Origin of the sequence: Paracoccus wurundjeri (assembly GCF_030678915.1) — a bacterium.
Lineage (GTDB): Bacteria > Pseudomonadota > Alphaproteobacteria > Rhodobacterales > Rhodobacteraceae > Paracoccus > Paracoccus onubensis_A.
The window spans coordinates 1-25,877 of record NZ_JAUUTZ010000012.1 but is presented as its reverse complement, the minus strand read 5'-3'; the positions used below and the strand labels follow the sequence as shown (position 1 = coordinate 25,877).

29 protein-coding genes and 1 pseudogene are annotated in these 25,877 nt (G+C 57.2%); 23 read left to right on the top strand and 7 right to left on the bottom strand.

Annotated features, from left to right (window positions below):
- Genes mnmG through Q0601_RS13080 form a run of 4 tightly spaced genes read left to right on the top strand, consistent with a single transcriptional unit; the run spans position 1 to position 4,124 of the window.
- Positions 1–1,872: a tRNA uridine-5-carboxymethylaminomethyl(34) synthesis enzyme MnmG gene (gene mnmG, locus Q0601_RS13095; protein ID WP_305290289.1), complete on the top strand. Its 1,872-nt coding sequence runs from the start codon at positions 1–3 to the stop codon at positions 1,870–1,872.
- Positions 1,869–2,471, top strand: coding sequence for a 16S rRNA (guanine(527)-N(7))-methyltransferase RsmG (gene rsmG / locus Q0601_RS13090; protein ID WP_305290288.1), 603 nt, complete (start codon positions 1,869–1,871; stop codon positions 2,469–2,471). The genes mnmG and rsmG overlap by 4 nt, the downstream gene beginning before the upstream one ends.
- Positions 2,458–3,243 carry a ParA family protein gene (locus Q0601_RS13085; protein ID WP_305290287.1) on the top strand — a complete coding sequence of 262 codons (786 nt, stop codon included), beginning with the start codon at positions 2,458–2,460 and terminating at the stop codon, positions 3,241–3,243. The genes rsmG and Q0601_RS13085 overlap by 14 nt, the downstream gene beginning before the upstream one ends.
- A complete protein-coding gene (locus Q0601_RS13080; RefSeq protein WP_305290286.1) occupies positions 3,243–4,124 on the top strand; it encodes a ParB/RepB/Spo0J family partition protein in 882 nt (293 codons plus the stop codon). The genes Q0601_RS13085 and Q0601_RS13080 overlap by 1 nt, the downstream gene beginning before the upstream one ends.
- Before the next feature lie 136 nt (positions 4,125–4,260).
- Here Q0601_RS13080 and Q0601_RS13075 read toward each other — a convergent pair whose 3' ends face one another.
- Genes Q0601_RS13075 through rph form a run of 5 tightly spaced genes read right to left on the bottom strand, consistent with a single transcriptional unit; the run spans position 4,261 to position 7,478 of the window.
- Positions 4,261–4,614 carry a YbaN family protein gene (locus Q0601_RS13075; protein ID WP_305290285.1) on the bottom strand — a complete coding sequence of 118 codons (354 nt, stop codon included), beginning with the start codon at positions 4,612–4,614 and terminating at the stop codon, positions 4,261–4,263.
- Complete coding sequence (hemW, locus tag Q0601_RS13070) at positions 4,615–5,796, bottom strand: radical SAM family heme chaperone HemW (RefSeq protein WP_305290284.1); 1,182 nt, start codon at positions 5,794–5,796, stop codon at positions 4,615–4,617.
- Complete coding sequence (locus Q0601_RS13065) at positions 5,793–6,167, bottom strand: RidA family protein (protein ID WP_305290283.1); 375 nt, start codon at positions 6,165–6,167, stop codon at positions 5,793–5,795. The genes hemW and Q0601_RS13065 overlap by 4 nt, the downstream gene beginning before the upstream one ends.
- Positions 6,160–6,768: an RdgB/HAM1 family non-canonical purine NTP pyrophosphatase gene (rdgB, locus tag Q0601_RS13060; RefSeq protein WP_305290282.1), complete on the bottom strand. Its 609-nt coding sequence runs from the start codon at positions 6,766–6,768 to the stop codon at positions 6,160–6,162. The genes Q0601_RS13065 and rdgB overlap by 8 nt, the downstream gene beginning before the upstream one ends.
- Positions 6,765–7,478, bottom strand: a complete 714-nt coding sequence (rph, locus tag Q0601_RS13055) for a ribonuclease PH (protein ID WP_305290281.1) — start codon at positions 7,476–7,478, stop codon at positions 6,765–6,767. Before rph ends, rdgB begins: the two co-directional genes overlap by 4 nt.
- Before the next feature lie 74 nt (positions 7,479–7,552).
- Here rph and hrcA point away from each other — a divergent pair, with 74 nt between their 5' ends.
- From hrcA to Q0601_RS13000, 11 genes and pseudogenes are all read left to right on the top strand, one after another.
- On the top strand, positions 7,553–8,608 hold the full coding sequence (gene hrcA, locus Q0601_RS13050; protein ID WP_305290280.1) for a heat-inducible transcriptional repressor HrcA: 1,056 nt from the start codon (positions 7,553–7,555) through the stop codon (positions 8,606–8,608).
- Positions 8,609–8,616: 8 nt separating this feature from the next.
- A complete protein-coding gene (locus tag Q0601_RS13045; protein WP_119750801.1) occupies positions 8,617–9,156 on the top strand; it encodes a nucleotide exchange factor GrpE in 540 nt (179 codons plus the stop codon).
- A 214-nt stretch (positions 9,157–9,370) separates the two neighbouring features.
- On the top strand, positions 9,371–9,955 hold the full coding sequence (gene gfa, locus Q0601_RS13040) for an S-(hydroxymethyl)glutathione synthase (protein WP_305290279.1): 585 nt from the start codon (positions 9,371–9,373) through the stop codon (positions 9,953–9,955).
- A 98-nt stretch (positions 9,956–10,053) separates the two neighbouring features.
- The gene (locus tag Q0601_RS13035) at positions 10,054–11,181 is read left to right on the top strand and encodes an S-(hydroxymethyl)glutathione dehydrogenase/class III alcohol dehydrogenase (RefSeq protein WP_305290278.1); all 1,128 of its coding nucleotides are present in this window, start codon (positions 10,054–10,056) and stop codon (positions 11,179–11,181) included.
- An 80-nt stretch (positions 11,182–11,261) separates the two neighbouring features.
- Positions 11,262–11,891, top strand: a complete 630-nt coding sequence (locus tag Q0601_RS13030) for an ATP-dependent Clp protease proteolytic subunit (protein WP_119750795.1) — start codon at positions 11,262–11,264, stop codon at positions 11,889–11,891.
- Complete coding sequence (locus Q0601_RS13025; protein WP_305290276.1) at positions 11,888–12,403, top strand: GNAT family N-acetyltransferase; 516 nt, start codon at positions 11,888–11,890, stop codon at positions 12,401–12,403. The genes Q0601_RS13030 and Q0601_RS13025 overlap by 4 nt, the downstream gene beginning before the upstream one ends.
- Positions 12,393–13,226, top strand: a complete 834-nt coding sequence (gene fghA / locus Q0601_RS13020) for an S-formylglutathione hydrolase (protein ID WP_305290275.1) — start codon at positions 12,393–12,395, stop codon at positions 13,224–13,226. The genes Q0601_RS13025 and fghA overlap by 11 nt, the downstream gene beginning before the upstream one ends.
- A 170-nt stretch (positions 13,227–13,396) precedes the next feature.
- A pseudogene (locus tag Q0601_RS13015) lies at positions 13,397–15,193 on the top strand (methanol/ethanol family PQQ-dependent dehydrogenase); the annotation flags it as partial.
- Between the two features lie 262 nt (positions 15,194–15,455).
- A complete protein-coding gene (locus tag Q0601_RS13010; protein ID WP_305290273.1) occupies positions 15,456–16,043 on the top strand; it encodes a c-type cytochrome, methanol metabolism-related in 588 nt (195 codons plus the stop codon).
- A 1-nt stretch (position 16,044) separates the two neighbouring features.
- Positions 16,045–16,860, top strand: a complete 816-nt coding sequence (locus Q0601_RS13005) for a quinoprotein dehydrogenase-associated putative ABC transporter substrate-binding protein (RefSeq protein WP_305290272.1) — start codon at positions 16,045–16,047, stop codon at positions 16,858–16,860.
- Positions 16,857–17,387 carry a PQQ-dependent catabolism-associated CXXCW motif protein gene (locus tag Q0601_RS13000; RefSeq protein WP_305290271.1) on the top strand — a complete coding sequence of 177 codons (531 nt, stop codon included), beginning with the start codon at positions 16,857–16,859 and terminating at the stop codon, positions 17,385–17,387. Before Q0601_RS13005 ends, Q0601_RS13000 begins: the two co-directional genes overlap by 4 nt.
- Here the strand turns inward: Q0601_RS13000 and Q0601_RS12995 are convergent.
- Both Q0601_RS12995 and Q0601_RS12990 read right to left on the bottom strand, forming a co-directional pair.
- The gene (locus tag Q0601_RS12995; RefSeq protein ID WP_305290270.1) at positions 17,362–18,327 is read right to left on the bottom strand and encodes a YncE family protein; all 966 of its coding nucleotides are present in this window, start codon (positions 18,325–18,327) and stop codon (positions 17,362–17,364) included. The two genes, Q0601_RS13000 and Q0601_RS12995, sit on opposite strands and share 26 nt — an antisense overlap.
- A 3-nt stretch (positions 18,328–18,330) precedes the next feature.
- Positions 18,331–18,891, bottom strand: a complete 561-nt coding sequence (locus Q0601_RS12990) for an SRPBCC family protein (protein ID WP_305290269.1) — start codon at positions 18,889–18,891, stop codon at positions 18,331–18,333.
- Positions 18,892–19,072: 181 nt separating this feature from the next.
- Between Q0601_RS12990 and Q0601_RS12985 the strand changes: the two genes are divergently transcribed.
- From Q0601_RS12985 to rpsT, 8 genes are all read left to right on the top strand, one after another.
- Positions 19,073–20,263, top strand: a complete 1,191-nt coding sequence (locus Q0601_RS12985) for an ABC transporter substrate-binding protein (RefSeq protein WP_370656133.1) — start codon at positions 19,073–19,075, stop codon at positions 20,261–20,263.
- A gap of 8 nt (positions 20,264–20,271) precedes the next feature.
- Complete coding sequence (locus tag Q0601_RS12980; protein ID WP_305290268.1) at positions 20,272–21,231, top strand: YVTN family beta-propeller repeat protein; 960 nt, start codon at positions 20,272–20,274, stop codon at positions 21,229–21,231.
- A 152-nt stretch (positions 21,232–21,383) separates the two neighbouring features.
- Positions 21,384–21,953, top strand: coding sequence for a cupredoxin domain-containing protein (locus tag Q0601_RS12975; RefSeq protein ID WP_305290267.1), 570 nt, complete (start codon positions 21,384–21,386; stop codon positions 21,951–21,953).
- A gap of 6 nt (positions 21,954–21,959) precedes the next feature.
- Positions 21,960–22,682: an ABC transporter ATP-binding protein gene (locus Q0601_RS12970; protein WP_305290266.1), complete on the top strand. Its 723-nt coding sequence runs from the start codon at positions 21,960–21,962 to the stop codon at positions 22,680–22,682.
- Positions 22,679–23,500 (top strand): ABC transporter permease, encoded by an 822-nt coding sequence (locus Q0601_RS12965; protein WP_305290265.1) that lies wholly within the window; start codon positions 22,679–22,681, stop codon positions 23,498–23,500. The genes Q0601_RS12970 and Q0601_RS12965 overlap by 4 nt, the downstream gene beginning before the upstream one ends.
- On the top strand, positions 23,497–24,093 hold the full coding sequence (locus Q0601_RS12960; protein ID WP_305290264.1) for a hypothetical protein: 597 nt from the start codon (positions 23,497–23,499) through the stop codon (positions 24,091–24,093). Before Q0601_RS12965 ends, Q0601_RS12960 begins: the two co-directional genes overlap by 4 nt.
- A gap of 99 nt (positions 24,094–24,192) precedes the next feature.
- On the top strand, positions 24,193–24,969 hold the full coding sequence (locus tag Q0601_RS12955) for an enoyl-CoA hydratase (protein ID WP_305290263.1): 777 nt from the start codon (positions 24,193–24,195) through the stop codon (positions 24,967–24,969).
- 105 nt (positions 24,970–25,074) lie between these two features.
- Positions 25,075–25,344, top strand: coding sequence for a 30S ribosomal protein S20 (rpsT, locus tag Q0601_RS12950; protein ID WP_305290262.1), 270 nt, complete (start codon positions 25,075–25,077; stop codon positions 25,342–25,344).
- Positions 25,345–25,877 lie beyond the last annotated feature (533 nt).

Genomic DNA, 25,877 nt, shown 5'->3' with positions numbered 1-25,877 from the left:
ATGGTGTTTCACGTGAAACATTTCGATGTGATAGTGATCGGAGGCGGCCATGCGGGGACCGAGGCGGCTGCGGCTGCGGCTCGCATGGGCTCTCAAAGCGCGTTGATCACTATGCGGGAAGACGATATTGGCGCACTTTCCTGTAATCCCGCTATTGGCGGCTTGGGAAAAGGCCATCTGGTCCGTGAGATTGACGCGCTGGATGGACTTATGGGGCGGATAGCTGACAGCGCAGGTATTCAATTTCGTCTGCTTAATAGACGTAAAGGACCGGCCGTTCAGGGACCTCGTGCGCAAATGGACAGGGCGGTATACCGAAAACATGCATTAACTTATTTGCGTGGTATACCGGGGTTGGAACTGGTGTTCAGTGAAGTTGCAGCATTTACCGGTGATTCAAATCGAATTGATGGTGTCGAGCTTGTGGATGGCACTTGCTTAAGCGCAACGGCCGTTGTTCTTACCACTGGTACATTCCTTAACGGTGTTATCCATATTGGAGATGTAAGTAGAAAGGCGGGGCGTTGGGGTAATACCGCTTCCAACAGGCTTGCTGATTCTCTTTACGGCTTAAATCTTCCAATGGGGCGTCTAAAGACCGGAACACCACCGAGACTTGACGGGCGCACAATAGATTGGGACCAGTTGGAGAAGCAGCCGGGAGATGACAATCCTGTCATGTTCTCGTATCTATCGAGGTCACCGTCATTGCGTCAGATATCTTGCGCAATTACTCATACGAACACCCATACGCATGATATTATTCAAAAAAATCTAAATCGCTCAGCGATGTACGGAGGGCATATTTCAGGGAAAGGTCCGCGATATTGCCCATCCATTGAAGATAAGATTGTGCGATTTTCGGATAAGAACTCCCATCAAATTTTTCTTGAACCGGAAGGACTGGAAGATAATACCGTATATCCGAATGGTATCTCAACCTCGCTGCCGGAAGATGTTCAGACCGCCTATGTCCATACGATAAAGGGGCTTGAAAATGCAGTTGTTATGCAGCCCGGATATGCGGTTGAATATGATTACGTTGATCCAAGGGCGCTGGATTCGAGCCTGAAGGTCAAATCCCTTGAAGGCCTGTATTTTGCTGGCCAGATTAACGGTACTACTGGGTACGAAGAAGCCGCTGCACAAGGGATAGTGGCTGGCCTTAACGCGGCCCGTTTTGCTTTGAATAACGCACCGGCAGTTTTTAGCCGGGCAGACAGCTATATTGGCGTGATGATCGATGATCTGGTTACTCGCGGGATAAGTGAACCGTATCGCATGTTTACGTCCAGGGCGGAGTTTCGCCTGACGCTACGCGCCGATAATGCCGATCAGCGGCTGACACCATTCGGTATAGAGATCGGCTGTGTTGGAACCGAGCGGCGAGAAAAATATGAAGCTCGACAGTCCAGGTATCTTTCTGCGCGTAGCAGGGCAGAGGAGCAGTCACATTCGCCCAATGAATTGCTGCAGACAGATATTCAGGTACGTCTGGACGGCCAGAGACGCTCGATTTTTTCGCTTCTTGGAATGACAGAGCTTCCAATACAAAAAGTTTACGCAATCGCACCATGGCTGGAGAAGCTCGACCCGGGAACGCTACAACAGCTCATGAACGATGCTCTTTATCATCAATACGTGAGTCGGCAAAAACGTGATGCGGAAGCGCTAAAGGCAGACGAGAATGTTCCACTTACTACGGATATTGATTACTACAATATCGCAGGACTTTCAGCCGAGCTACGTACGAAGCTGACTGATGCTCGTCCGAATACATTGGCTGCCGCCGCCAGGATCGAAGGCATAACGCCTGCTGCATTGACGTTATTAATTGCGATAAGCCGAAGTGCAGAGCGAAAACGAGCATGACCGACAATGTTTCACGTGAAACAATGGACCGTCTTGCGAGATTCAAGGATTTGGTAATTCGTTGGAATCCGCGAATAAATCTTGTGGCGCCTTCAACGATATCTCAGTTCGATACACGGCATATCGAAGATTGCCTACAAATTTCCAATCATGCCAATCCAGAATCAGGTATTTGGGCGGATCTCGGAAGTGGAGGGGGTTTTCCGGGCATCGTTCTGGCGACCGTCTTCTCTGACCGCCCGGTACAGTTTAGGCTTTTGGAAAGCGATCAACGAAAAGCCGCCTTCCTTAGGACAGTTATCCGTGAACTTTCGCTGGAAAATACCCAGGTGGATAGCCGGCGTATAGAGGACGCTGATCCGCTGAATGCCGCCTATCTATCCGCTCGTGCGCTTGCTCCTCTGCCGCGCCTTATGTCATATCTTCACCGGCATTTGGCAGAATATGGACAAGCTTGGATTATGAAAGGTGAGAACTGGCAGGAAGAAGTTGTAGATGCTCGCCATAAGTGGAAATTTAATGTCCTTCCGATACCAAGCACTTCCAGACCGGGCGCCGCGTTACTTAAGATCAGTGAGGTGACAGATGCCAAACCATAGAATAATAGCTATTGCCAATCAGAAGGGCGGCGTTGGAAAAACCACAACGGCGATTAATCTCGGCGCGGCACTCGCTCAAGCGGGGCATGAGACAATCCTTGTTGATCTTGATCCGCAGGGGAATGCGTCAACAGGTTTGGGCATTGACGCGGATATGCGGCAACAGACGGTTTACGACCTCTTGCTGGGTGAAAGCTCACTCGAAAGTATTGCGCAAAAAACCGATATTGATAATCTTCATATTGTGCCGACAACATCGGATTTGGCTTCGGCAGATGTGGAGCTCTCCAATGCTGAAAATCGAACCAAGCTACTGCGGAACAAGCTTGTCGAGACGGACCCCGAGAAAATCATCCTGATAGATTGTCCACCCGCTCTAGGCCTTCTGACCATTAATGCGATGGTAGCGGCGGCCGGCGTTTTGGTACCCCTTCAAGCTGAATTCTATGCGCTGGAAGGGCTTTCACAGCTTCTGACCTCTATTCGTCATGTTCGACAAACTGCGAATCCAGCGCTTCGTGTGAACGGAGTCTTGCTAACGATGTCGGATTATCGCAATAATTTGTCACAACAGGTCGAGGCTGACGCGCGTGCTACCCTTGGCGAATTGATATATACGACGGTGATTCCACGAAATGTTCGTGTTTCCGAAGCACCATCGCATGCTCAACCAGTGCTGATTTACGACCCGAACTCAAAAGGCAGTCTTGCGTACCGTAAGTTCGCGGAAGAATTTGTCAATCGTCTCAATCTTGCACCAGAGGCAGCATGATGTCCGAAAATAAAAGCGTAAAAAGAGGGCTCGGCCGTGGTTTATCGGCGCTTATGGCTGATATCGATGTTAACAGCCCGGAGAAAAACGGAAGCTCTACGCTTCCGATAGAACAGATTACCGCTAATCCCGATCAGCCGAGGCGGCAGTTCAAACCCGAAGATCTGCAAGAGCTTGCGGAGTCGGTTAAAAACCGGGGTGTGCTTCAGCCCCTGATTGTTCGGCCTCATCCAAGCGACGAAGGGTTATATCAGATCGTTGCCGGAGAACGTCGGTGGCGCGCCGCGCAAATGGCGCAGCTTCATGAACTTCCCGTTTTGATTCGTGATCTGAGCGATTCCGAGGTTCTTGAAGTTGCGATCATCGAGAATATTCAGCGGGCGGATTTGAATGCAATTGAAGAGGCGACGTCCTTTCGCCAGCTGATGAATCGGTTCGGTCATACACAGGAAAAGCTTGCTGAATCGCTGAATAAAAGTCGAAGCCATATTGCGAACTTGCTCCGCCTGCTGAATCTTCCGGATTCCGTACAGGATTTTCTCAAGAATGGTCAGATCAGTGCCGGCCATGCGAGGGCTCTCGTAACCGCAAAAAACCCCGAACAGCTGGCGCGTAAGGTGATTGACAAGGGTTTGTCCGTTCGCGAGACAGAAGAGCTTGTGCGCAAGCAAAACGAAGAACCCGCCAACAATGCAAGCAAATCTTCAAGTAAAGCAGACAAGGACGCCGACACCCGCGCACTCGAGTCTGATCTTTCTGCGCATCTTCGTATGCGAGTATCGATTAAACATGCCGGTGCAGATGGCGGGCAACTGACGATCACTTATAAAGAACTCGATCAGCTTGATGAGCTTTGTCAGTTACTGGGCGGCAATCGGTAATCGGGCCGCCTAAGGGATTTGCTGCGTTTTCTGCTTCAGCGGGTTGAAATCACACTTGCAGCAAATCCCGCCAACCTCAAACCAAGAGGCTACATAGCGCTGGAAATCAAAGCCAGATTTCCGACAGGCGATAGATTCAGGCTTCCGGTCGCGTAATCACATACAGACCTACACTCAGACAGATGATAGTTTGACCGGCAATCAGCCAGGCCGGTAACCCAGCCCAAAGGGCAATCGCTATACCTGCCGTCATTGCGGAAACTGCCCATATCTTGGCAATCCGGCCGATTGCACCTCGTTCCTGCCATGCCTTGATCGGGGGGCCATAAACTCTATGGTTCAATATTCTCTGACGTAGCTGTGGCGAAGATCGAGCGAAGGCCCAGACCGCGATCAACAGAAAAGGAACAGTGGGAAGAATCGGCAGCACAATGCCAATTACACCCAGGCCAAACGCAATTGCGCCGATCGAATACCAGACGATAGGCATCTAATCGGCCAATTCTCGCAAAATTGCATTCAGGACCGGGCGTCCTTCACGGCTGGCCTTCAAGCGCCCCGCACACCGTTCAACCATCTTCAGCTCCATTAACTGCGCAACAGACGCTTCGTTTAGCGCTTTGCCCGCAAGTCGAGCATACCGCTCCTCATCCAAACCTTCGTTCAATCTTAACGACATCAACAAATATTCCGTCGCTTGATCCCTGAAGGATAACAACTCCCGCGGTAATTCACCCGTTCCATGACGCTCGACAGAATCCAGCCATGCGCCGGGTACACGGTGCGCTTCCGTCGCGACGCGGCCACGAGGTAGGGTGATTCGCCCATGGGCGCCCGGCCCAACCGCCGCCCAATCGCCTTGCATCCAATAAACCTTATTATGGCGGCTTTCCGATCCCTTGGCGGCATGGTTTGATATCTCGTAACCGGGCATTCCTGATGCCTCGCAGATCTCCTGCGTTTCCAGATACATGTCGGCAGCCAGATCGTCATCCGGCAAATCCCGCAACTTGCCCGCCGCTGCACGCGCTCCGAAAGCCGTGCCCGGTTCGATCGTCAGTTGATAAAGCGACAGATGATCCACCGCCATGCTTAACGCTTCGCGCAGCTCATTCCGCCATGCTTTTGTCGTTTGTCCCTGCCGCGCATAGATCAGATCCATGCTCACGCGCGAGAAACAATCTTGCGCCACATCGAATGCGGCCTGCGCCTCTGCCACCGTATGCATTCGTCCAAGTCGGCGCAAATCGTCGTCGTTAAGTGCCTGCACACCCATAGACAGACGATTGACCCCAGCTTCGGCATAGCCGTGAAAGCGTTCCTTCTCGACGCTGGTCGGATTGGCTTCCAGAGTGATTTCGATATCATTGGCAAAACCCCATCCGGCTCGTGCCGAACGAAGCACGGAATTCACAGTTTCTGGCGCCATCAATGACGGAGTGCCGCCCCCGAAAAAAATACTGCCAAGAATTCGTCCGGGAAGTTCTTCAGCCAGCCGTGCAATCTCTGCGCCTAGTGCTTGCGCCCAACGGGCCTGATCTACGGATCCGGCAACATGGCTGTTGAAATCGCAATAGGGGCATTTGGCAGCACAGAATGGCCAGTGCACATACAGCCCGAATCCTCCGGCATGCCAATCTTCGTCATACCGGAAAACGCTTTTCTGGGTCATTCGCGCATCGCGGTCACTTCGATTTCGACCTTCATTTCGGGACGGATCAGGCCGGAAATGACCATGGTTGCAGCCGGGCGAATCTTGCCCATTGCCTCTCCTAGAACCGGTGCTATCTCATCCACCAGGGTCGCATCGATGACGGTATATTGCACACGGACAATATCATCCGCGGTAAAACCAGCTTCGTCCAGAACCCGGAAAATTGTATCAAAACAATTCTTTACTTGCTCGGCTGCCGTTTCAGGCATGGTCATGGCGGTATAGTCATAGCCCGTCACCCCAGAGACAAAGCACCAGTTTCCCTTAACCAATGCTCGGCTGTATCCCATCGAAGCCTCAAAAGGCGATCCAGTAGAAATTCTATGCAAAACAACCTCTTATCATATTTGCAACGGCCAATGCCCGATGGCTGAGGCGGTTTTTCATGTCAGGTGCCATTTCACCCAATGTAAGCTTCTGCCCTTCGGGCACGAATATCGGATCGTATCCATGCCCTTCGGTGCCGCGCGGGGGCCAGACGACCCGACCCGGCAATATGCCTTCAAATATTTCATCATGCCCGTCAGGCCACATCAGAACCAGCGTACAGCGAAACTGTGCGTTACGGGGTTCCGGCGCGTTCAGATCTTCCAGTTCACGCCATGTCCGCTTCATGGCCATGCCGAAATCGCGACCATTCCCGGTCTCGGCCCAATCGGCAGTATACACACCCGGAGCGCCATCCAGTGCATCCACGCAAATCCCGCTGTCATCGGCAAGCACTGGCAAACCCGTCGCTTCCATGGCGGCACGGGCCTTGATCCGCGCATTGCCGATGAAATTATCTTCGGTCTCCTCCGGTTCGCTCAGCCCGGCTGTCGCCGCCCCCGTCACATCGACGCCGTAGGGGGCCAGCAATGCGCGCATCTCGTTCAGCTTTCCGGCGTTATGCGTGGCCATCAACAGGCGCTTTTCGGTGAATTTCCTCATTCCAGCGCGGCCTTTTGCGCGGAAACCAATTCGCCGATCCCGGCCTCGGCCAGATCAAGCAATTTCCCCATTTCATCGCGCGAGAATGTCGCCCCCTCGGCAGACATCTGTACCTCGATCAGGCGACCGGCTCCGGTCATGACGAAATTCCCATCGGTCCCTGCCTCGCTATCCTCGGCATAGTCCAGATCGACCACCGGCTGGCCGGCGTAAATGCCGCAACTCACCGCCGCCACATGATCAACGATCGGATCACTGGTCAGCACGCCCGCGCCCAGAAGTTTGTTGACCGCCAGCCGCAAAGCCACCCAACCCCCGGTTATCGAAGCACAGCGCGTTCCACCATCCGCCTGCAACACGTCGCAATCGATAGTGATCTGACGTTCGCCTAGTGCGACGCGATCCACGCCCGCGCGCAAACTGCGTCCGATCAGCCGTTGAATTTCCTGTGTCCGCCCCGATTGCTTCCCCTGCGCGGCCTCTCTTCGGTTTCGCGTATTCGTGGCGCGCGGCAGCATTCCATATTCCGCGGTGACCCAGCCCAGCCCGGTACCTTTCAGGAAACGCGGCGGATTATCCTCGATCGAAGCGCTGCAAAGTACATGCGTATCGCCGCAGCGGATCAGGCAAGACCCTTCTGCGTGCCGCATCACTCCGGTTTCAATTGAAATCGGACGCATTTGGCTTAAGTTCCGGCCAGAGGGGCGCATCGGGTTATCCTTTCATTCATGATCAGGCTGCCCAATACCGCCCCAAGTATCGTTCACGCAAGCCCAAGCAGGCCATGAGTCAGGAATCGCTACTTTCAGAACTGAACGACCGTTCGCGTGAAGTGTTCCGGCGGGTGGTCGAATCCTATCTCGAGACGGGGGATCCGGTGGGCTCCCGCACCCTGACACGCAGCATGTCGGAACAGCTTAGCGCCGCGACGATCCGTAATGTCATGCAGGATCTCGAATTCATGGGCCTGCTTGACAGCCCGCATACCTCTGCCGGGCGGCTGCCGTCGCATCTGGGGCTGCGGCTTTTCGTGGATGGCATGATGGAAGTGGATAGCGTCGATCCCGGCGATCAGGCCGTCATGGACCGGACCCTGGGCAATGACGACTCGGATACGAATGTCATGCTGGATCGTGTCAGTACGGCGCTTAGCACGATCACGCGCGGGGCCTCGCTGGTCCTGATGCCCAAGCACGAGGCGCCTATCCGTCATATCGAGTTCGTCAGCCTTGCTCCGGATCGCGCCCTTGTGGTGCTGGTTTTTGCGGATGGCCATGTCGAGAACCGGATTTTCATTCCGCCCGAAGGCCAGACACCCTCTTCCATGAGGGAAGCGGGCAATTTCCTGAATGCCATGGCCGAGGGAAAGACACTTGCCGAATTGCGTAGACACATGGCCAGCCAATTGGCTGAACGTCGGCGCGAACTGGATATCCTTGCGGCGGAACTGGTGCAATCCGGGCTTGCCCTGTGGGACGGCGAAAGCTTCGATCCGCGCCTGATCGTGCGCGGTCGCGCGAATCTTCTGGACAGCGAGGCGGCGGATCTCGACCGTATCCGGGTATTGTTCGACGATCTGGAACGCAAACGTGACATCGTTGAATTTCTCGAACTGGCCGAGCAGGGCGACGGTGTGCGCATTTTTATTGGCTCTGAGAACAAGCTTTTTTCTCTTTCGGGTTCCGCTTTGGTGGTTTCTCCCTATATGAATGCCGACCGAAAGATTGTAGGCGCGGTGGGCGTCATCGGACCGACCCGGCTGAATTATGGCCGTATCGTTCCGATTGTCGATTATACCGCGCAACTGGTTGGGCGGGTCCTGTCCGGCCGGAAAGGATGAAAGTTGGAATGACCGAGCAGAATCAAGAACCGAATGACGACATGACCGAAGAATTGCTGACCGAGGCCGAGGAACTGGCCGATGAGGTTGATCGTCTGATCGCGGAACGGGACGAATTCCGCGACAAGTTCATGCGGGCGCTTGCCGATGCCGAGAATTCCCGCAAACGCGCCGACAAGGATCGCCGCGATGCCGAGCAATATGGCGGGTCTCGTCTTGCCCGCGACCTGTTGCCTGTTCACGATGCCTTGAGCCGTGCCCTCGACGCCGCCGGCGAAGAGCAGCGCGCCTCGGCCAAAGCATTGATAGAGGGCGTTGAATTGACGCTGCGCGAATTGTCCAATGTTTTCGGCAAGCATGGCGTCACTGTCATTACTCCGGAAATCGGTGAGAAATTCGATCCAACCTGGCATGAGGCCATGTTCGAAGCCGCTGTCCCGGATACCAGAGCGGGTGAGATCATACAGGTCATGGAAAATGGTTTCCGCCTGCATGATCGCCTGCTGCGCCCGGCAAAAGTAGGGGTTTCATCGACTCCGGCCGAATAATCACGGCTTCTACGAGTGCCGGATATGGCCCGGCGACAAGCGGCGATTGTCATCCCATTGCGCCAATGGGCGGGCTTTGCGTGCCGTCTCTCCTGGGGTGAAAGACGGCACAATCGGCCCGTTGACGGCGCGTTACGCTACAACCTTCCTCTGACTTGCCGATTCTTCCTGACCGCGCGACCTTTGGGATATTCGGTCATCGCAGGAGGGGACCATGGCGAATACAGATGGGGTGCTAATTCATCCCGCCGTTGATAACGGCATCAAATCGGGTAACTCAAACTTTTCGGGCGGCACACTCACCTGTCATTGCGCCAGCAATCCGGTGAAGGTTCGCGTCGGAGCCCAGACAGCGCATAATCATGTTTGCGGCTGCACCAAATGCTGGAAACCCGACGGGGCGGTCTTCAGCCAGATTGCCGTCGTTTCGCGCGATGCGGTGGAAGTCATCGAAAACGCGGACAAGCTTGAAATTGTCGATGCCTCGGCGGCGATCCAGCGTTACCGTTGCCGCGATTGCGGCGTTCACATGTATGGCCGCATCGAAAACAAGGACCACCCGTTCTACGGCCTTGATTTCGTCCATACCGAGCTTTCCTCGGAAGCGGGCTGGTCCGCGCCGGAATTTGCCGCATTCGTAAGCTCGATCATCGAATCCGGCGTCGATGCGTCGCGTATGGATGGCATCAGGTCGCGTCTGCGAGAGATCGGACTCGAGCCTTATGACGCTTTGTCGCCACCGCTGATGGACGCGATTGCGACCCATGTGGCGAAAAAATCCGGTGCGCTTCCTGCTTGACGGGAACTGTACCGGGCACGATAGGTGAGGAAAGGGCCGGTATGATGCGGCCCTTTCGGTCATGACACGAAGTTGTTGAGATTGATAGGAGAATTGCGATGAAAACCCGTGCCGCCGTAGCCTTCGAGGCAGGCAAACCGCTGGAAGTGATAGAGGTCAATCTCGAAGGGCCGAAGGAAGGCGAGGTCTTGATCGAGATCAAGGCGACCGGCATCTGCCACACCGACGAATTCACCCGCTCGGGCGCCGACCCGGAAGGCTTGTTTCCCGCGATTCTGGGCCATGAAGGCGCCGGTGTCGTGGTCGAGGTTGGCCCGGGCGTTAAATCCGTGAAACCCGGCGATCATGTCATTCCGCTTTACACGCCCGAATGCCGCGAATGTGCGTCCTGTCTGTCGGGCAAGACCAATCTCTGCACCCGGATCCGCGCGACGCAAGGGCAGGGGCTGATGCCCGATGGAACCTCGCGTTTCAGCCTTGATGACGGAACAGTGATCCATCACTACATGGGTTGCTCGACTTTCTCGAATTACACGGTTCTGCCGGAAATCGCGGTCGCCAAGGTTCGCGAAGACGCGCCTTTCGACAAGATCTGCTATATCGGTTGCGGCGTGACGACAGGTATTGGCGCGGTCATCAATACCGCCAAGGTCGAGATCGGCGCGAAAGCAGTGGTCTTTGGTCTGGGTGGCATTGGCCTGAACGTAATTCAGGGCCTGCGCCTTGCCGGGGCCGATATGATTATCGGTGTCGATCTGAATGACGACAAGAAGGAAATGGCCGAGAAATTCGGCATGACCCATTTCGTCAACCCGAAGAATGTCGAGAATGTCGTTCAGGAAATCGTCGAGATGACGAAAACCCCGTTCGATCAGATCGGCGGCGCGGATTACAGCTTTGACGCCACCGGCAGCACCAAGGTCATGCGTGACGCGCTGGAATGCACCCATCGCGGCTGGGGCCAGTCGGTGATCATCGGCGTTGCGGCCGCCGGAGCCGAGATCAGCACCCGGCCGTTCCAGCTTGTCACTGGCCGGGTCTGGAAAGGCACCGCATTCGGCGGCGCGCGTGGCCGTACCGACGTGCCGAAAATCGTCGATTGGTACATGGACGGAAAGATCGAGATCGACCCGATGATCACCCACACCATGCCTTTGGACGACATCAACAAAGGGTTCGACCTGATGCATAACGGCGAGTCGATTCGGTCAGTCGTGCTTTACTGATCCTTCATCGCTGCTTAGGTAGTGAATACGGCGGGGCCACCGGCTCCGCCGTTGCCATGTGAATGAAGGAGAGCAGTCCGATGCGGCACCAGTGGCTTGACGATGACGACGACGATCAGGACGACGACCCGAAACAGGGCGAAAAAGAAGGGCTGGGCCTTCCCGAGGGCGACAATATCGGCAAGCTGTATTTCAAATCCCGCACGGTGATCGTTGCGGGGACGATCAATGACAAGCTTGCGCAGCGCACCGTGGCGCATCTGCTGGCCCTCGCCGAAGAAAGCGACGAAACGATCAATATGCTGATCTCTTCGCCGGGCGGCCATGTCGAATCCGGCGACATGATCCATGACGTGATCCGCTTCATCCGTCCGACTGTCCGCACGATCGGCTCGGGTTGGGTGGCAAGCGCCGGGGCACTTATCTTCGTTGGTGCGGCGAAGGAAAACCGCTATTGCCTGCCCAATACCCGCTTTCTCATCCATCAGCCATCCGGCGGAATCGGCGGCACCTCGTCCGATATGATGATTCAGGCCGAACAGGTTCGCCTGATGCGTGACCGGCTGAATCAGATCTTCGCCGAGGCAACCGGCCAGAAGGTCGAAAAGATCGAAAAGGATACGCAGCGCGACTTCTGGCTTAACACGCAAGAGGCGCTTGATTACGGCCTTCTGGGCAAGGTCATCACCTCGGTGGATGAGTTGAAATGAATGTGCCGGTCGTGATCCGCAGGGCGGAAGACCGCGATCACGGCGCTATCTGGACTGTTCTGGAACCCGTTTATCGGGCTGGTGAAACCTATTGCATTCCGCGCGACATCACGCGCGCGGATGCCCTGGCCGACTGGTTCGCGCAGCCGTTCACCGTCTTCGTGGCCGAGTTGGACGGGCAAATTCTGGGGACAAGCCATGTCGGGGCCAACCGGCCCGGCGGCGGGTCACATGTCGCGAACGCCTCTTTCGCCACCCATCCGCGTGCGCGCGGCAAGGGGATCGCCCGCGGATTGGTCGAACACGCGAAAACATGGGCGCGGGCGCAGGGATTCCGGGCCATGCAGTTCAATTTCGTCGTGTCGACAAATCTGGATGCCGTCCATTTGTGGCAGAAAGCCGGATTTGAGGTTGTCGGCCGCCTTCCCGGCGCATTTCTTCACCCGCAGAAAGGGCCTGTCGATGCCCTTGTCATGTTCCACGATCTGAACGGAGAATCCGATGAGCCTTGAGACCCTTTCCGAAAACCGCAGCTTTGGTGGTACGCAGGGCGTATATCGCCATAAATCGCAGGCAACCGCCACCGATATGACCTTTGGCTTGTTCATGCCGGAACTGGCGGAACATGCTCGCGTTCCGGTTCTGTGGTATCTGTCGGGCCTGACCTGCACCCATGAAAACGCCATGACCAAAGCCGCTGCCCAGCAGTTATGCGCCGATGCAGGGATCGCCATCGTCTTTCCCGATACCTCGCCGCGCGGCGATGAAGTCGCCGATGATGAGGCTTATGATCTGGGTAAGGGTGCAGGCTTTTATGTGAACGCCACGCAGGATCCGTGGAAGCCGCATTTCCAGATGTGGCATTATATCGTGCATGAACTTCCCGAATTGCTTGGCGATAATTTCGCTGTTGATCGTGATCGGATGGGGATCACCGGTCACTCGATGGGCGGTCACGGCGCATTGACCATCGCCATGACCCATCCCGAGCGGTATAAATCCGTTTCGGCCTTTGCGCCGATTGCAAACCCGACCGAGTCCGATTGGGGCAGAAAGCAGCTTGGCGCCTATCTGGGCAGCGATGAGTCCACATGGCGTGCCCATGATTCGACCGTGCTGATGACCGAAAAAGGCTATCCGGGCGAAATATTGATCGATCAGGGCAGCAGCGACCAGTTTCTTGATCTGCTGAAACCCGAATCGCTTGCCCATGCCATGATGGCCCGCCGTCAGCCCGGTCAGTTCCGCATGCAACCGGGTTATGATCACAGTTATTTCTTCGTTCAGACCTTCATGAATGACCATGTGATGTGGCATGCGGAACGGCTGATTTAGGCGATTGCCAAATATTCCCGATCGCCCTGCCAAAAAACCATCAGACTTTAGGGGGAATTGGCAGGGCGACAGATTGACGCAGAAGGGTGTGCACCCAAGACTGACTTCATTGGACGAGCTGCGGATAGGAGAGCCCGCAGCGGATGATCCAGAATCGGAGGAGCACATCCATGAAACACCTATTCAACAGCGCTGCGGTCGCGCTGCTGCTATCAGGCGCTGCGGCATATGCCAATGAAAGTGTCACAGAGGCGATCGAGACGCCTGGCCAATGGGGAATCCAGACCGGCGACTATGCCAATACCCGTTATTCGGAACTGGATCAGATCAACAAGGACAATGTCGGCGATCTGCGGGTTGCATGGAGCTTCTCGACCGGGGTTCTGCGCGGTCATGAAGGCGGCCCGCTGATCATCGACGGGATCATGTATATCCATGCGCCGTTCCCGAACAACGTCTATGCGCTGGATCTGAACGAGGACGGCAAGATCCTGTGGAGCTACAAGCCCCAGCAGGATCCCGAAGTCATTGCTGTGATGTGCTGTGACACGGTCAACCGCGGCGTCGCCTATGCCGACGGCCTGATCCTGATGCATCAGGCCGATACCACGCTGGTGGCGCTTGATGCCAAGACAGGCGAGGAAAAATGGAAGGTCAAGACCGGTGATCCGGCCGTTGGCGAAACCAATACCGCGACGGTGCTGCCGGTTGGCGACAAGGTTATCGTCGGCGTTTCAGGCGGTGAATACGGTGTCCGGGGTCGTGTGACGGCCTATAGCCTTGCCGATGGCTCGGAAGTCTGGAAAGCCTATTCGACCGGCCCTGATGAAGAAATGCTGGTCGACCCCGAGCAAACCACACATCTGGGCAAGCCCATCGGTCCGGACAGCTCGCTGGAAAGCTGGGAAGGCGATCAGTGGAAGATCGGCGGCGGCACTACCTGGGGCTGGTATTCCTATGATCCAGAGCTGAACCTGATTTATTATGGCACCGGGAACCCCTCGACCTGGAACCCGTCGCAGCGTCCGGGCGACAATAAATGGTCCATGACCATCATGGCTCGCGATGCCGATACCGGCATGGCCAAGTGGTTCTATCAGATGACGCCCCATGACGAATGGGACTTTGACGGCGTCAACGAGATGATCCTGACCGATCAGGAAATCGATGGCGAGATGCGCAAGCTTCTGACCCATTTCGACCGGAACGGCCTGGCCTATACGCTGGATCGTGAAAGCGGCGAGCTTCTGGTGGCCGAGAAATACGATCCGGCTGTGAACTGGACCAGCGGCGTCGATATGGATCCGGAATCCGAGACTTATGGCCGCCCGGCGGTGGTCGCCGAATTCTCGACCGAACAGAATGGCGAGGATACCAACAGCACCGGTATCTGCCCGGCCGCACTTGGCACCAAGGACCAGCAACCGGCCGCCTACTCACCCGATACCGGCCTGTTCTACGTGCCGACCAACCATGTTTGCATGGACTACGAACCGTTCCGCGTCGCCTATACCGCAGGTCAGCCTTATGTCGGCGCAACGCTGTCGATGTATCCGGCACCTGACAGTCATGGTGGCATGGGTAACTTCATCGCCTGGGATAACATCAATGGCGAGATCAAGTGGTCGCTGCCCGAGCAGTTCTCGGTCTGGTCCGGCGCGCTTGCGACGGCTGGCGGGGTAGTTTTCTACGGTACGCTTGAAGGTTATCTGAAAGCGGTTGATGCGGAAACGGGTGACGAGCTTTACAAGTTCAAGACCCCATCGGGCATCATCGGCAACGTGACGACCTACACCCATAACGACAAGCAGTATATCGCTGTTCTGTCCGGTGTCGGTGGCTGGGCCGGTATCGGTCTTGCTGCCGGTCTGACCAACCCGAATGACGGTCTGGGCGCCGTGGGCGGCTATGCCGCACTTAGCGACTATACCGAACTCGGCGGTCAGTTGACGGTGTTCGAACTTCCGGGTGACGACGTACAGGCATCCGCCGGTGAAGCAGCCGCACCTGCTGAGACTGAGGCGGCCCCTGCCGAGGAAGCGCCCGCAGAGGAGGCACCGGCAGAAGAGGCGCCAGCCGAAGAAGAAGCTCCGGCGGAATAATCCACCTCGGGCTAATACTTTCGTTCCGAAAGAGCAAAGTTGATCTGTGAAAGGGCCGCCCCGGCGATAAACTGGGGCGGTTACGTCTGAGGAGAGCGGGCGTTAGACATTTGGAGGAAACTCGACCATGAAAGCCATCACCAGCCTTGCGGCGCTGGTTCTTGGCGCGACCCTGGCCAGCACGGCCATCGCGCAGGATGAAACCAGTGAAAACGCTCAGCCAAGCGATGAAGAAGTCGAACTGAAAGAAGATCAGACTGTCATGCCAAGCGGTCATGACATCACCCCGTCCGAGATGACGGACGGTCGCTGGTATAACGAGGAAGGCATTCCGACCTTCAAGGTCGAAGAGGATGGCACAGTCGATTACGCCACCTTTTCGGGCTACCGCCGTTATCACGCGGAATGCCATGTCTGTCACGGACCGGATGGTGAGGGCTCGACCTATGCGCCAGCACTGAAGAATTCGGTCCTGCGGATGGATTACTACGATTATCAGGAGGTCGTCGCTTCGGGCAAGCAAGAGGTGAGCAATTCTGCAAATCAGGTGATGCCGGCTTTCGGCACGAACAAGAATGTCTGGTGCTATGTCGATGACATCTATGTTTATCTTCTGGCGCGTGGCACCGACTCGATTCCGCGGGGGCGTCCGCCGAAAAAGGCCGACAAACCTGACGAGTTTACCGCCGCCGAAGATTCCTGTATGTCGATGTGACATGAGGCAAATCTTCACCACGGCGTTGACATTGTGGCTCAGCCTGTCCGGGCTGGCCACCGCGCAGGTGGCCGATCTGCGTTCGACCACGCAGTTCCGCGTCTGCGCGGATCCCGCGAATGCGCCGATGTCGGTCAAGGACGGCTCGGGGTTCGAGAACAAGCTGGCCGATCTGTTCGGAAAGATCATGGACAGGCCGGTGACTTACACGTGGTTTCCCTCGGGAATGGGGTTCATCGCCAAGACGTTGCGCGCAGGCACCTGTGACGTGGTGATGGGTTATGCGCAGGGTGACGAGCTGGTGCAGAACACCAATCATTACTACACCTCTGTCTATGGGATCGTGACCCGCAAGGATAACGAATTGGCGGCGGTCGATCATCTGACCGATCCAGCGCTAAAGGACCATCCTATCGGGGTCGTCGCAGGCACGCCCCCGGCCACGATCATGGCCCAGGCGGGACTGGCCAAGGATATGAAGGGCACGGATCTGATGGTGGATCGCCGGGTCATGGATCCAATCGGCGATTTGCTGACAGACGTCAGCGACGGCGCACTTGATGCTGCGGTTTTGTGGGGGCCCGTGGCTGGGCCCCGGATCAAGGACGATCCCGATCTGCAGTTCACGCCGCTTCTGAAAGAGACGTCCGGGCCCAAGATGTTTTATCGCATCACCATGGGCGTCCGTCCCGAAGAACAGGAATGGAAGCGCGAGCTGAACAGCTTGCTGCGCCGTCACAAGGACGAGATCGATCAGCTTTTGCGGGATGCAGGAGTGCCGCTGGTTGACGATTACGGCAAGGAATTGCTGCAATGATCCGACTGGCGGCGGCTGCCATACTTGCGGCCGCCCCGGTTCTGGCGCAGATACCCGAGCCGCAGGGCTACCGGGGCGAACCTTATAACGCCCCGGTACCCGAAACGCTCGCCGGGGCAGAGACCATCGAGGCGGAGCGGGCCCTGGATCTGCATGACGAGGGCATCCCTTTCGTCGATGTCTATCCTCGCACCCGGAAACCCGAAAATTTGCCCGAGGATACGTTCTGGCATGAACCGCGCCACGATACGATTCCCGGCGCGGTCTGGCTGTGGGATACCGGCTATCAGAACCTGTCCTCTGCCGAGGAATCCCGGCTGGCAAAAGGTCTGGAGCAGGTGACGGGCGGTGACAAGGCTGCTCCGTTGGTGATCTTCTGCCGCGCCGATTGCTGGATGAGCTGGAATGCTGCGAAACGGGCTGTTTCGATGGGTTACACGCAGGTGATGTGGTTTTCTGGCGGCACGGATGCGTGGCAAGAGACGCTTGGCCCGGATCTGGTCAGGGCTGAACCTGTCGACCCGTGAACTGCCCAAAAGCGCGTGGTCCTGCGGGGGTTTCGATTTCTGCCGTAATTTCAAATGTTTTCGCATCGACAATCACGACCGTATCGGAATCCCAATTGGCGACGGCCACGCCGCTACCATCGGGCAGGGGGGCGATGCCTTCGGGATAATCTCCAACTTCGATCTCTTCCAGAACTTCAAGGCTGTCGGGGTCGAAAACTGTCAGTGTGCTGGCATATTGATTGGTGATAAACCCGTGTCCGCCAGCAAAGGCGACGCCGTAAGGGTGACTGCCGGTTTCAATCTGGCCGACAAGTTGCCCCTTCAGGGGATCGATGACGGAAACGGTGTCGCTTTGGACATCGGCGGTCCAGATCCGGCCTGCGTGAAAGGTGACGGCAAAGGGATGTTCGCCCGCGGTTTTTATCTTGCGGATCAGCCGTCCGGTGCGGCTGTCGAACAGGCTGACCTGATTGTCGTCGCGATCCGCGGTTGCGACCAGCAGCCCGTCATTGCTGACCGCTACCCCTGCCGGGGCTGCGCCCGTATCAACGGCCCATAGCTCTTGCAGCGCGCCATCCAGCCGCAAAAGCCTTCCACGGTACCAATCGGTCACGAATACGCCGCCATCCGGAGCGACTGCGACGCCAAAGGCACCTTCGCCCAGCTCCCGCCGATCGATGATACGGGCCTCTTCGTCCAATACGCTAAGCCGTCCGGTATCGGCTGAAATCACATAGGCACGCCCGCCGCGCGGATCATAAGCGACCGGAGCCGGAGCGCCGTCCACGGGGCTATCCGCAATGATTTCATGGCTGTTCAGATCGACAATGGAGACGGCATTGCCGTTCTGTGACGTGATAAACGCCAGATCCCCGGCGGCTGCCGGAGAAAATGGCAAAAATACCGCCATAATGAACAGGCGCACCCGGCGTATCATGGATGCCGGTGCGCGCCGCATGGTTTACTCCGCCTTTCCGAATTGCTCGGTCAATGCATCGATACCGGCCTGATAGATGCCCTCGACCGCAGCGATGGCAGCTTCGTCATTCAGTTCTGCCGGTGGATTGTTATTCGGAAAACCGCGATAGAACCCGCCTTTCCAGACCACCTCGGCCTTGCCGTCCTTGTCATTGACCTGCAGGGTCGACGAGTAATTCGTGACCGGCAGGACCTCGACGGCGACTTCGGTGATCATGTATTTATACATGTGTTTCTCGGGATCGATCGCCATCAGCTGTTCAGTGATGGTCGGATCGCCTTCATCGGCCTTCAGATGCAGCACACGGGTGGATTCATCGGGCACGTCGGCGGGCGCGCCTTCCGGTGTCATCTCGGTGGAATCGATAGCGGGATGCCAGCTCATGTCGTTGAAATTACCGATTAATTCCCAAACTTCGTCCGGACTGGCATTCAGCGTCACACTCATCTCGACTTTTTGCCGCGAGGGACCGTGCGCATTCGCCATACTCGCGAATACCAAAGCCGCGCCAAATGCGACGGCGGCAAGCGCTTTCAGTTTCATATTCCCTGTTCCTTTACAGTAATTCGCCGTGAATGGCGGGCCGGAACGAAATTGCACGCCGCATTGATCGACGTCCATAAGACCAAAGCTGTAGCCAAATGTTCCCGATACAACCGGGAAGATAAACCGGCTTGTCGCAGGACCTTCCTGCCCGCAGTATACGGAGTGGGAGAGGAACGAAATGTTCAAGAGAATCATACTACTTTTGGCTGGAGTCTGGATGATGTCCGCTCCGGTCGCGGCGCAGGATCAACCCGAGGTGACGCTTATTCCCTCGGCGGTTCTGCGCGTCGAGGAAGCCGGCCTGCCGCCCATTTCCCGACTGGAATTGCCACCCGAGGATCTGGGCTTTGCCGGCGCGCGTCTGGCTATCGAGGATAACGATACCACGGGCCGTTTCATGGGCCAGGATTTCGAAGCGGAGGAGGTCGTCACGACGCCTGACGCCGCTGCGGGTGAAATGGATCGCCTGATCGACGAGGGCGTGGAGTTCATTGTGATTCTGGCCGATGACGAAACCATGCTGTCGCTTGCCGATCACGCGGGCGATCGGGTGATGCTGTTCAATGCGACCGCACATGGCGACAACCTGCGCGGCGCGGATTGCCGGGCGAACACGATTCACGTCGCGCCCAGTCACGCGATGCTTGCTGATGGTCTGGCGCAGTTCCTCATGTGGAAGAAATGGTCCCGCTGGTTCCTGATCGAGGGCAGTCATCCCGAAGATACCGCTTTCGCCGAGGCATTGCGCCGCTCGGCAACGAAATTCGGCGCGAAGATCGTGGAAGAGCGGGTTTACGAGGATACCGGAGGCGCCCGCCGGACCGATTCCGGTCATGTGCAGGTCCAGAAGCAGATGCCGGTCTTTACCCAGCGCGCGGCCGAACATGACGTCGTGGTCGCTGCCGATGACGCCGGGATCTTCGCCGGATATCTGCCTTATCAGACATGGGATCCGCGGCCCGTTACCGGTTCGGCCGGGCTGATGCCCCGTGCATGGCATGCGGCCATGGAAGCATGGGGCGCGAGCCAGTTCCAGAACCGCTTCGAGAAACTGACCAACCGTCCGATGCGGGACGAGGATTACCTGACATGGCTTGCCCTTCGCATGATCGGCGAGGCGGCGACGCGCAGCCAGTCCAGCGATCCCGCTACGCTCAAGGAATTCATGCTGTCGGACCAGTTCGAAGTCGCCGGGTTCAAGGGACAAAAACTGACCATGCGCGATTGGGACCATCAGGTTCGTCAGCCCATCCTGCTGGCAACCGACCTGCTGCTGACCTCGGTCAGCCCGCAGGACGAATATCTGCATCAGGTCAGTCAGCTTGACACATTGGGCATCGACCGCTCCGAAACCGAATGTACCTTCTGAGAGGTGATATGAAACATCTTCTGACGCTTGTACTTTGCCTTGCTGCGACTCCTGTGTTGGCCAACCGGGTGTTCGTCAGTAACGAGAAAGGCAACGATGTCACCGTTCTCGACAGCGAAACGCTCGAGGTGATCGGCAGCTATCCTGTCGGCAACCGCCCGCGTGGCATCACCATCAGCCCGGACGGCAAGGAACTTTATGTCTGTGCCTCGGACGATGATCTGGTGCGGGTTTTCGACCCGGAGACGATGGAAGAGACCCACACGCTTCCGTCCGGTCCCGATCCCGAATTATTCGTGCTGCACCCGTCCGGAAACCCGCTTTATATCGCAAACGAGGACGATAACCTGGTGACGGTCGTGGATACGGAAACCCATCAGGTGCTGGCCGAGATCCCGGTGGGCGTCGAACCCGAGGGGATGGGCGTCAGCCCGGATGGCAAGGTGGTGATCAATACCTCTGAAACCACCAATATGGCCCATTTCATCGACAGCGAGACATTCGAGATCACCGCCAATGTGCTGGTCGACAGCCGTCCGCGCTTTGCGGAATATAATCACGATGGCAGCAAGCTATATGTCAGTGCGGAAATCGGCGGAACGGTCAGCGTGATCGATCCGTCGACGCAGGAGATCGTGCATAAGATCGAATTCGAGATCCCCGGTGTTCTGCCAGAGGCTATTCAGCCGGTGGGTGTGCGGGTCACATCGGATGGCAGCCGCGTCTTCGTGGCCCTTGGCCCGGCGAACCGGGTTGCGGTGATCGACGGAGAAACCGACGAGGTGCTGGAATATCTGCTGGTCGGGCAGCGCGTCTGGCAGATGGCTTTCACTCCGGATGAGAAGCTTTTGTTCACGACCAACGGCAATTCGAACGATGTCTCGGTGATCGATGTCGAATCGCTCGAGGTGGTGAAATCCGTGCCGGTGGGGCAGCAGCCCTGGGGGGTGGTTGTCGCTCCGGACTGATTTGCGTCCCGCGATGGCCGGGGCGCTGCCCGTCGCCGGCTGGTTCTCGAACCAGTGGCGCGCCTGCCGGTGACCCCCGGAGGTATTTGGACAAAGAAGAAGAAAAGGGAATCCGCGTGGTTTGAAGGATTCGGAAATTCAAGGAGAGAGACATGACCCGTATACTGGCAATTCTGATGATCCTGGCCGGGCTGGCCGTGCCGGCCGCTGCGCAGGACGAAACCGGGGGCGATTCCGCAACGGAAAATTCCGACGCGGCGGCAGTTGCCACTCAGGAGGACGATGATGAGGACGACGACGATGAGGAAGCCGGTGGCGGCGGCGAAGGCGTTCACGAGGCGGCCGGCAAGTTCGATTATGGCTTTTCCGGAGTGTTGGCACGGGACAACCGCACCGACCTGGCGCCGCTGACGCTTGCCTCGGGGCAGCCGGTGGCGAGCGACGAGTATACCCTGAAATCCGGCGGTTATTACCGGATCGATATCAATGCGGATGGCAGTCAGGAACTGGCTCTTTCCGGTGGGGATTTCTTCCGCGCCGTCTGGGTGAACGAGGTTGTCATCAACGATATCGAGATCCGGCCGATGGGGGTACACAGCCTTGAATTCGATGATGCCGGCACCGCCAGCATGAGCTTTATCGCGATTGTTCCCGGGCGCTATACCTTGTCGATCCCCGGATCTTCCGGTGAAACGCAGCAAGCCGTGTTCAACATTCAGTAGCCAACATTGCCCGCAGCTCTTGAAATAGATCGGGTCAGTCACAGCTTCGGCGCCGTCGAGGCGCTGAAGGATGTTTCTCTGACGGTGCCAGGCAGCGGGTTCACGGCATTGTTGGGCGTGAACGGCGCGGGCAAGACCACGCTGTTTTCGCTGATCACGCGGCTTTACAACAATAGTTCCGGTGTGATCCGGGTCGCGGGCTATGATCTGCGGCGTCAACCCGCACAGGCGCTTGCCCGTCTGGGCGTGGTGTTCCAAAGCCGCGCCATGGATGCCGATCTGACCGTGCGCCAGAACCTTGCCTATCACGCCAGCCTGCATGGTATTCCGCGCCGTCAGGCGGCTGGGCGGATAGGCGAGATGCTTGCTCAGGTCGGACTGGAGGGAAAGGCCGGGGACCGGGTGTCGTCGCTGTCGGGCGGCCAGCAGCGCAGGGCCGAGATCGCCCGCGCCCTGATTCATCAGCCGGATATCCTGTTGCTGGACGAGGCGACGGTGGGGCTTGATGTCAAATCCCGGGCCGAGGTGCTGGAACTGACCCGCGATCTGATCGCAAGGAATGGCGTTTCGGTCCTGTGGGCCACGCATCTCATGGATGAAATCCAGCCCGGAGACGATCTGGTGATCCTGCATCGGGGCGAGGTATTGCGGCGGGGAACCGCCACCGAGATCGCGGGCCAGCGGGGGCTGACACAGGCATTCCTGGATCTGACCGGTGTCGCGGCATGAGCGATATCGCCTTTCCGCCCCGCGCATGGTTTACGGCCTTCCTTGGTATTGCCCGCCGTGAAACATTGCGCTTCGTCAACCAGCGGGGGCGGTTTCTGGCGGCGCTTGTCAGACCGCTGGTCTGGCTGTTCATCTTCGCCGCCGGGTTCCGCGCCGTTCTGGGCCTGTCGATCACCGAGCCTTATCAGACCTATGTGCTTTACGAGGTCTATGTGACGCCCGGCCTTTGCGCGATGATTCAGCTGTTCAACGGGATGCAATCCTCGCTGTCGATGGTTTATGACCGGGAGACCGGGGCAATGCGGACCCTGCTGGTCAGCCCGTTTCCCCGCTGGTTTCTGCTGGGCGCGAAGCTGATCGCGGGCGTGGTGGTCTCGGTGATCCAGGTCTACACATTCCTTGCCATCGCGTGGTTCTGGGATGTGCGCCCGCCCATATCCGGCTATCTGGCGGTTCTGCCCGCCCTGATCCTGTCGGGGCTGATGCTGGGGGCGATGGGGCTGTTCCTGTCCTCGGCGATCAGGCAACTCGAGAATTTCGCCGGAGTGATGAATTTCGTCATCTTTCCGATGTTTTTTGCCTCTTCCGCGCTTTATCCTTTGTGGCGGATGCGTGAGAGTTCGACGATCCTGCACGATATCTGCGCCTTCAACCCATTCACCCACGCTGTCGAATTGATTCGTTTCGCGCTGTATATGCAGGTGAACTGGCTGTCTTTGGGGGTGGTTTTAGGCTGTTTGGCGGGGTTCTTCGGGGCAGCGGTATTCATGTATGATCCGGCAAAGGGCCTTTGGGCGCGAAGAAAGGGAAGGGCATGAAATATATCCTGACACTGATTCTTGCGATGGCAGCGGGCTCGGCTTTGGCGGCAAGCGGCGGCGTCGACCCGACCTGGCCATGCATTCAACGCAAGCAGCCGCATTTATCCCTTGGGCAGGTCTGGTCCGGACCCCCACCGGATGAAGAAACCGAGGAATTGGCGAGGGATCCCGAGATCGCCGCTCTGGCCGACCGGTTGGAGCAACGCCGCCTGCCTCTGGAAGAGGCCGAGGCCGAAATTGCCGAATTCGCCAAACAGGCGGATGCATCCAGGCTTACGGCGCTTATGGTGGCGATCTTCGATCGGATCGAGCCCGAGAGGAGCGCGATCATCGCCGGAATTGCGCGTTACGGCGAAAGTCAGGTCGCAATTTCCAAAAGGATAGAGGAACGCCGCGCCCGGATGGAAGAAATGGAAGCCGCTGAGGAACCCGATTTCGACGCGATCGACGCCGAGGAAGAGGCGCTTGACTGGGATCAGCGTATCCTTACCGAGCGCCAGCAGTCCCTGACCTATGTCTGCGAAACACCGGTGCTGCTTGAACAGCGCGCATTCGCACTTGGACGGGCATTGTCGGCGCATATCGACTGATCGGGGAATGATGGCGGGATCCGTCATCGCGATACTGGCCACCTTGCCGGCACCCTGCTAGGAGTCGGGCGATGCTTAACAGCAATGAGGGCCGATCTAATGGCTTATGAAACGATAATCGTGGAAATCGAGGATCAGATTGCCCTGATTCGTCTTAATCGTCCCGAGGCTCTTAACGCTCTCAACAGCAAGCTTGTTGATGAGCTGTCGCGGGCTTTGACCGAGGCGGACCAGAACGACAAGGTACGCTGCATTGTCCTGACGGGGAACGAAAAGGCCTTTGCTGCGGGTGCGGATATCAAGGAGATGTCCGAGAAAAGTTTCGTCGATGTCTATGGCGAGGACCTTTTCGGCGCGAAGATCGAGGCGATTCAGCGCGTGCGCAAACCGATGATCGCCGCTGTCAGCGGCTATGCATTGGGCGGCGGTTGTGAACTGGCCATGATGTGCGATTTCATCATTTGCGGCGAGAATGCCAAATTCGGCCAGCCCGAGATAAATCTGGGCGTGGTGGCGGGGATCGGCGGCACCCAACGCCTGACCCGGTTCGTCGGCAAATCCAAGGCCATGGACATGAATCTGACCGGACGTTTCATGGATGCGGCCGAGGCGGAACGCTCGGGCCTAGTCAGCCGCGTGGTGCCGACCCCGAAAGTGATTCCCGAGGCCATGTCCGCGGCCCGGAAGATTGCCGAGAAATCCACGGTTACAGTCAAGGCGGTAAAGGAATCGGTCAATCGTTCCTACGAGACGAGCCTGCGCGAGGGCCTTCTGTTCGAGCGCCGCAGCTTCCATTCCATGTTCGCGACCGAGGATCAGAAAGAGGGCATGGCCGCCTTTATCGAAAAGCGCGAGCCACAGTTCCGCGACAAATAGGTGGATGTGCGAAAAGAATCGCCGGGAACGGTTGACTTGCTTTTCTGCCGCGCGTAGAAGCGCGGCTTCAAGAATTCACCCGAAAACAGTCGGAACCGCATAGATATGGCAAATACGCCCCAATCCAAGAAGCGCGCGCGTCAGACCCTGCGCAAGACCGAGGTCAACAAAGCCCGCCGGTCGCGCATTCGTACCTATCTGCGCAAGGTCGAAGAGGCGATTGCCTCGGGTGACGCCGAAACCGCACGCGAAACACTGAAAGCTGCCCAGCCCGAGCTGATGCGTGGCGTCACCAAAGGCATCGTGCACAAAAATACTGCAGCGCGGAAAATGTCGCGCCTTTCTTCTCGTGTGAAAGCACTTTCCGCAGCCTGAGCCAGTTGCTTCGGCACAACGGAAAAACGCTTTGATACGGTATGATAAGCCGTAATCACCAAAGCCGGACATGCGGATAACCGTATGTCCGGCTTTGGTTTTTCGCATTTGCAGAGAATAAAGCTAAGTCTTTCAAACTCAACAATTTTGAAATTTTCTCTTATGAGTCAATGAGATTGCAGATTCGTTCACCGGCAATCTCTGTCAAGCGCATAGTTCAGTTGCACAAACGGTCTCACTGTTGCAAATTTCAGGCTGCGATTCACGTCGCATTTGGGGGACAAGCCACGTCGTGATCGGAAGTCGCTTCGGATCTTGTGATGTGGTAGGGTGATGAAGAATATTTCTTCTTCCCTTGGGGTTTTAACGGCCGGCTGCCACTGGCCTTCTGAACCCCGTGTCTAAAACTGTTACGGGTTGAAACCCGGTCTGGGGGGGGGGGGGGGGGGGGCGCCCCGGCCCGGGGAGGCTAGGGAGGCCGCCACAAACCTACAGCCCCGGAAAAACACGGCCAGTCTGCGAGGGTGCGGGGG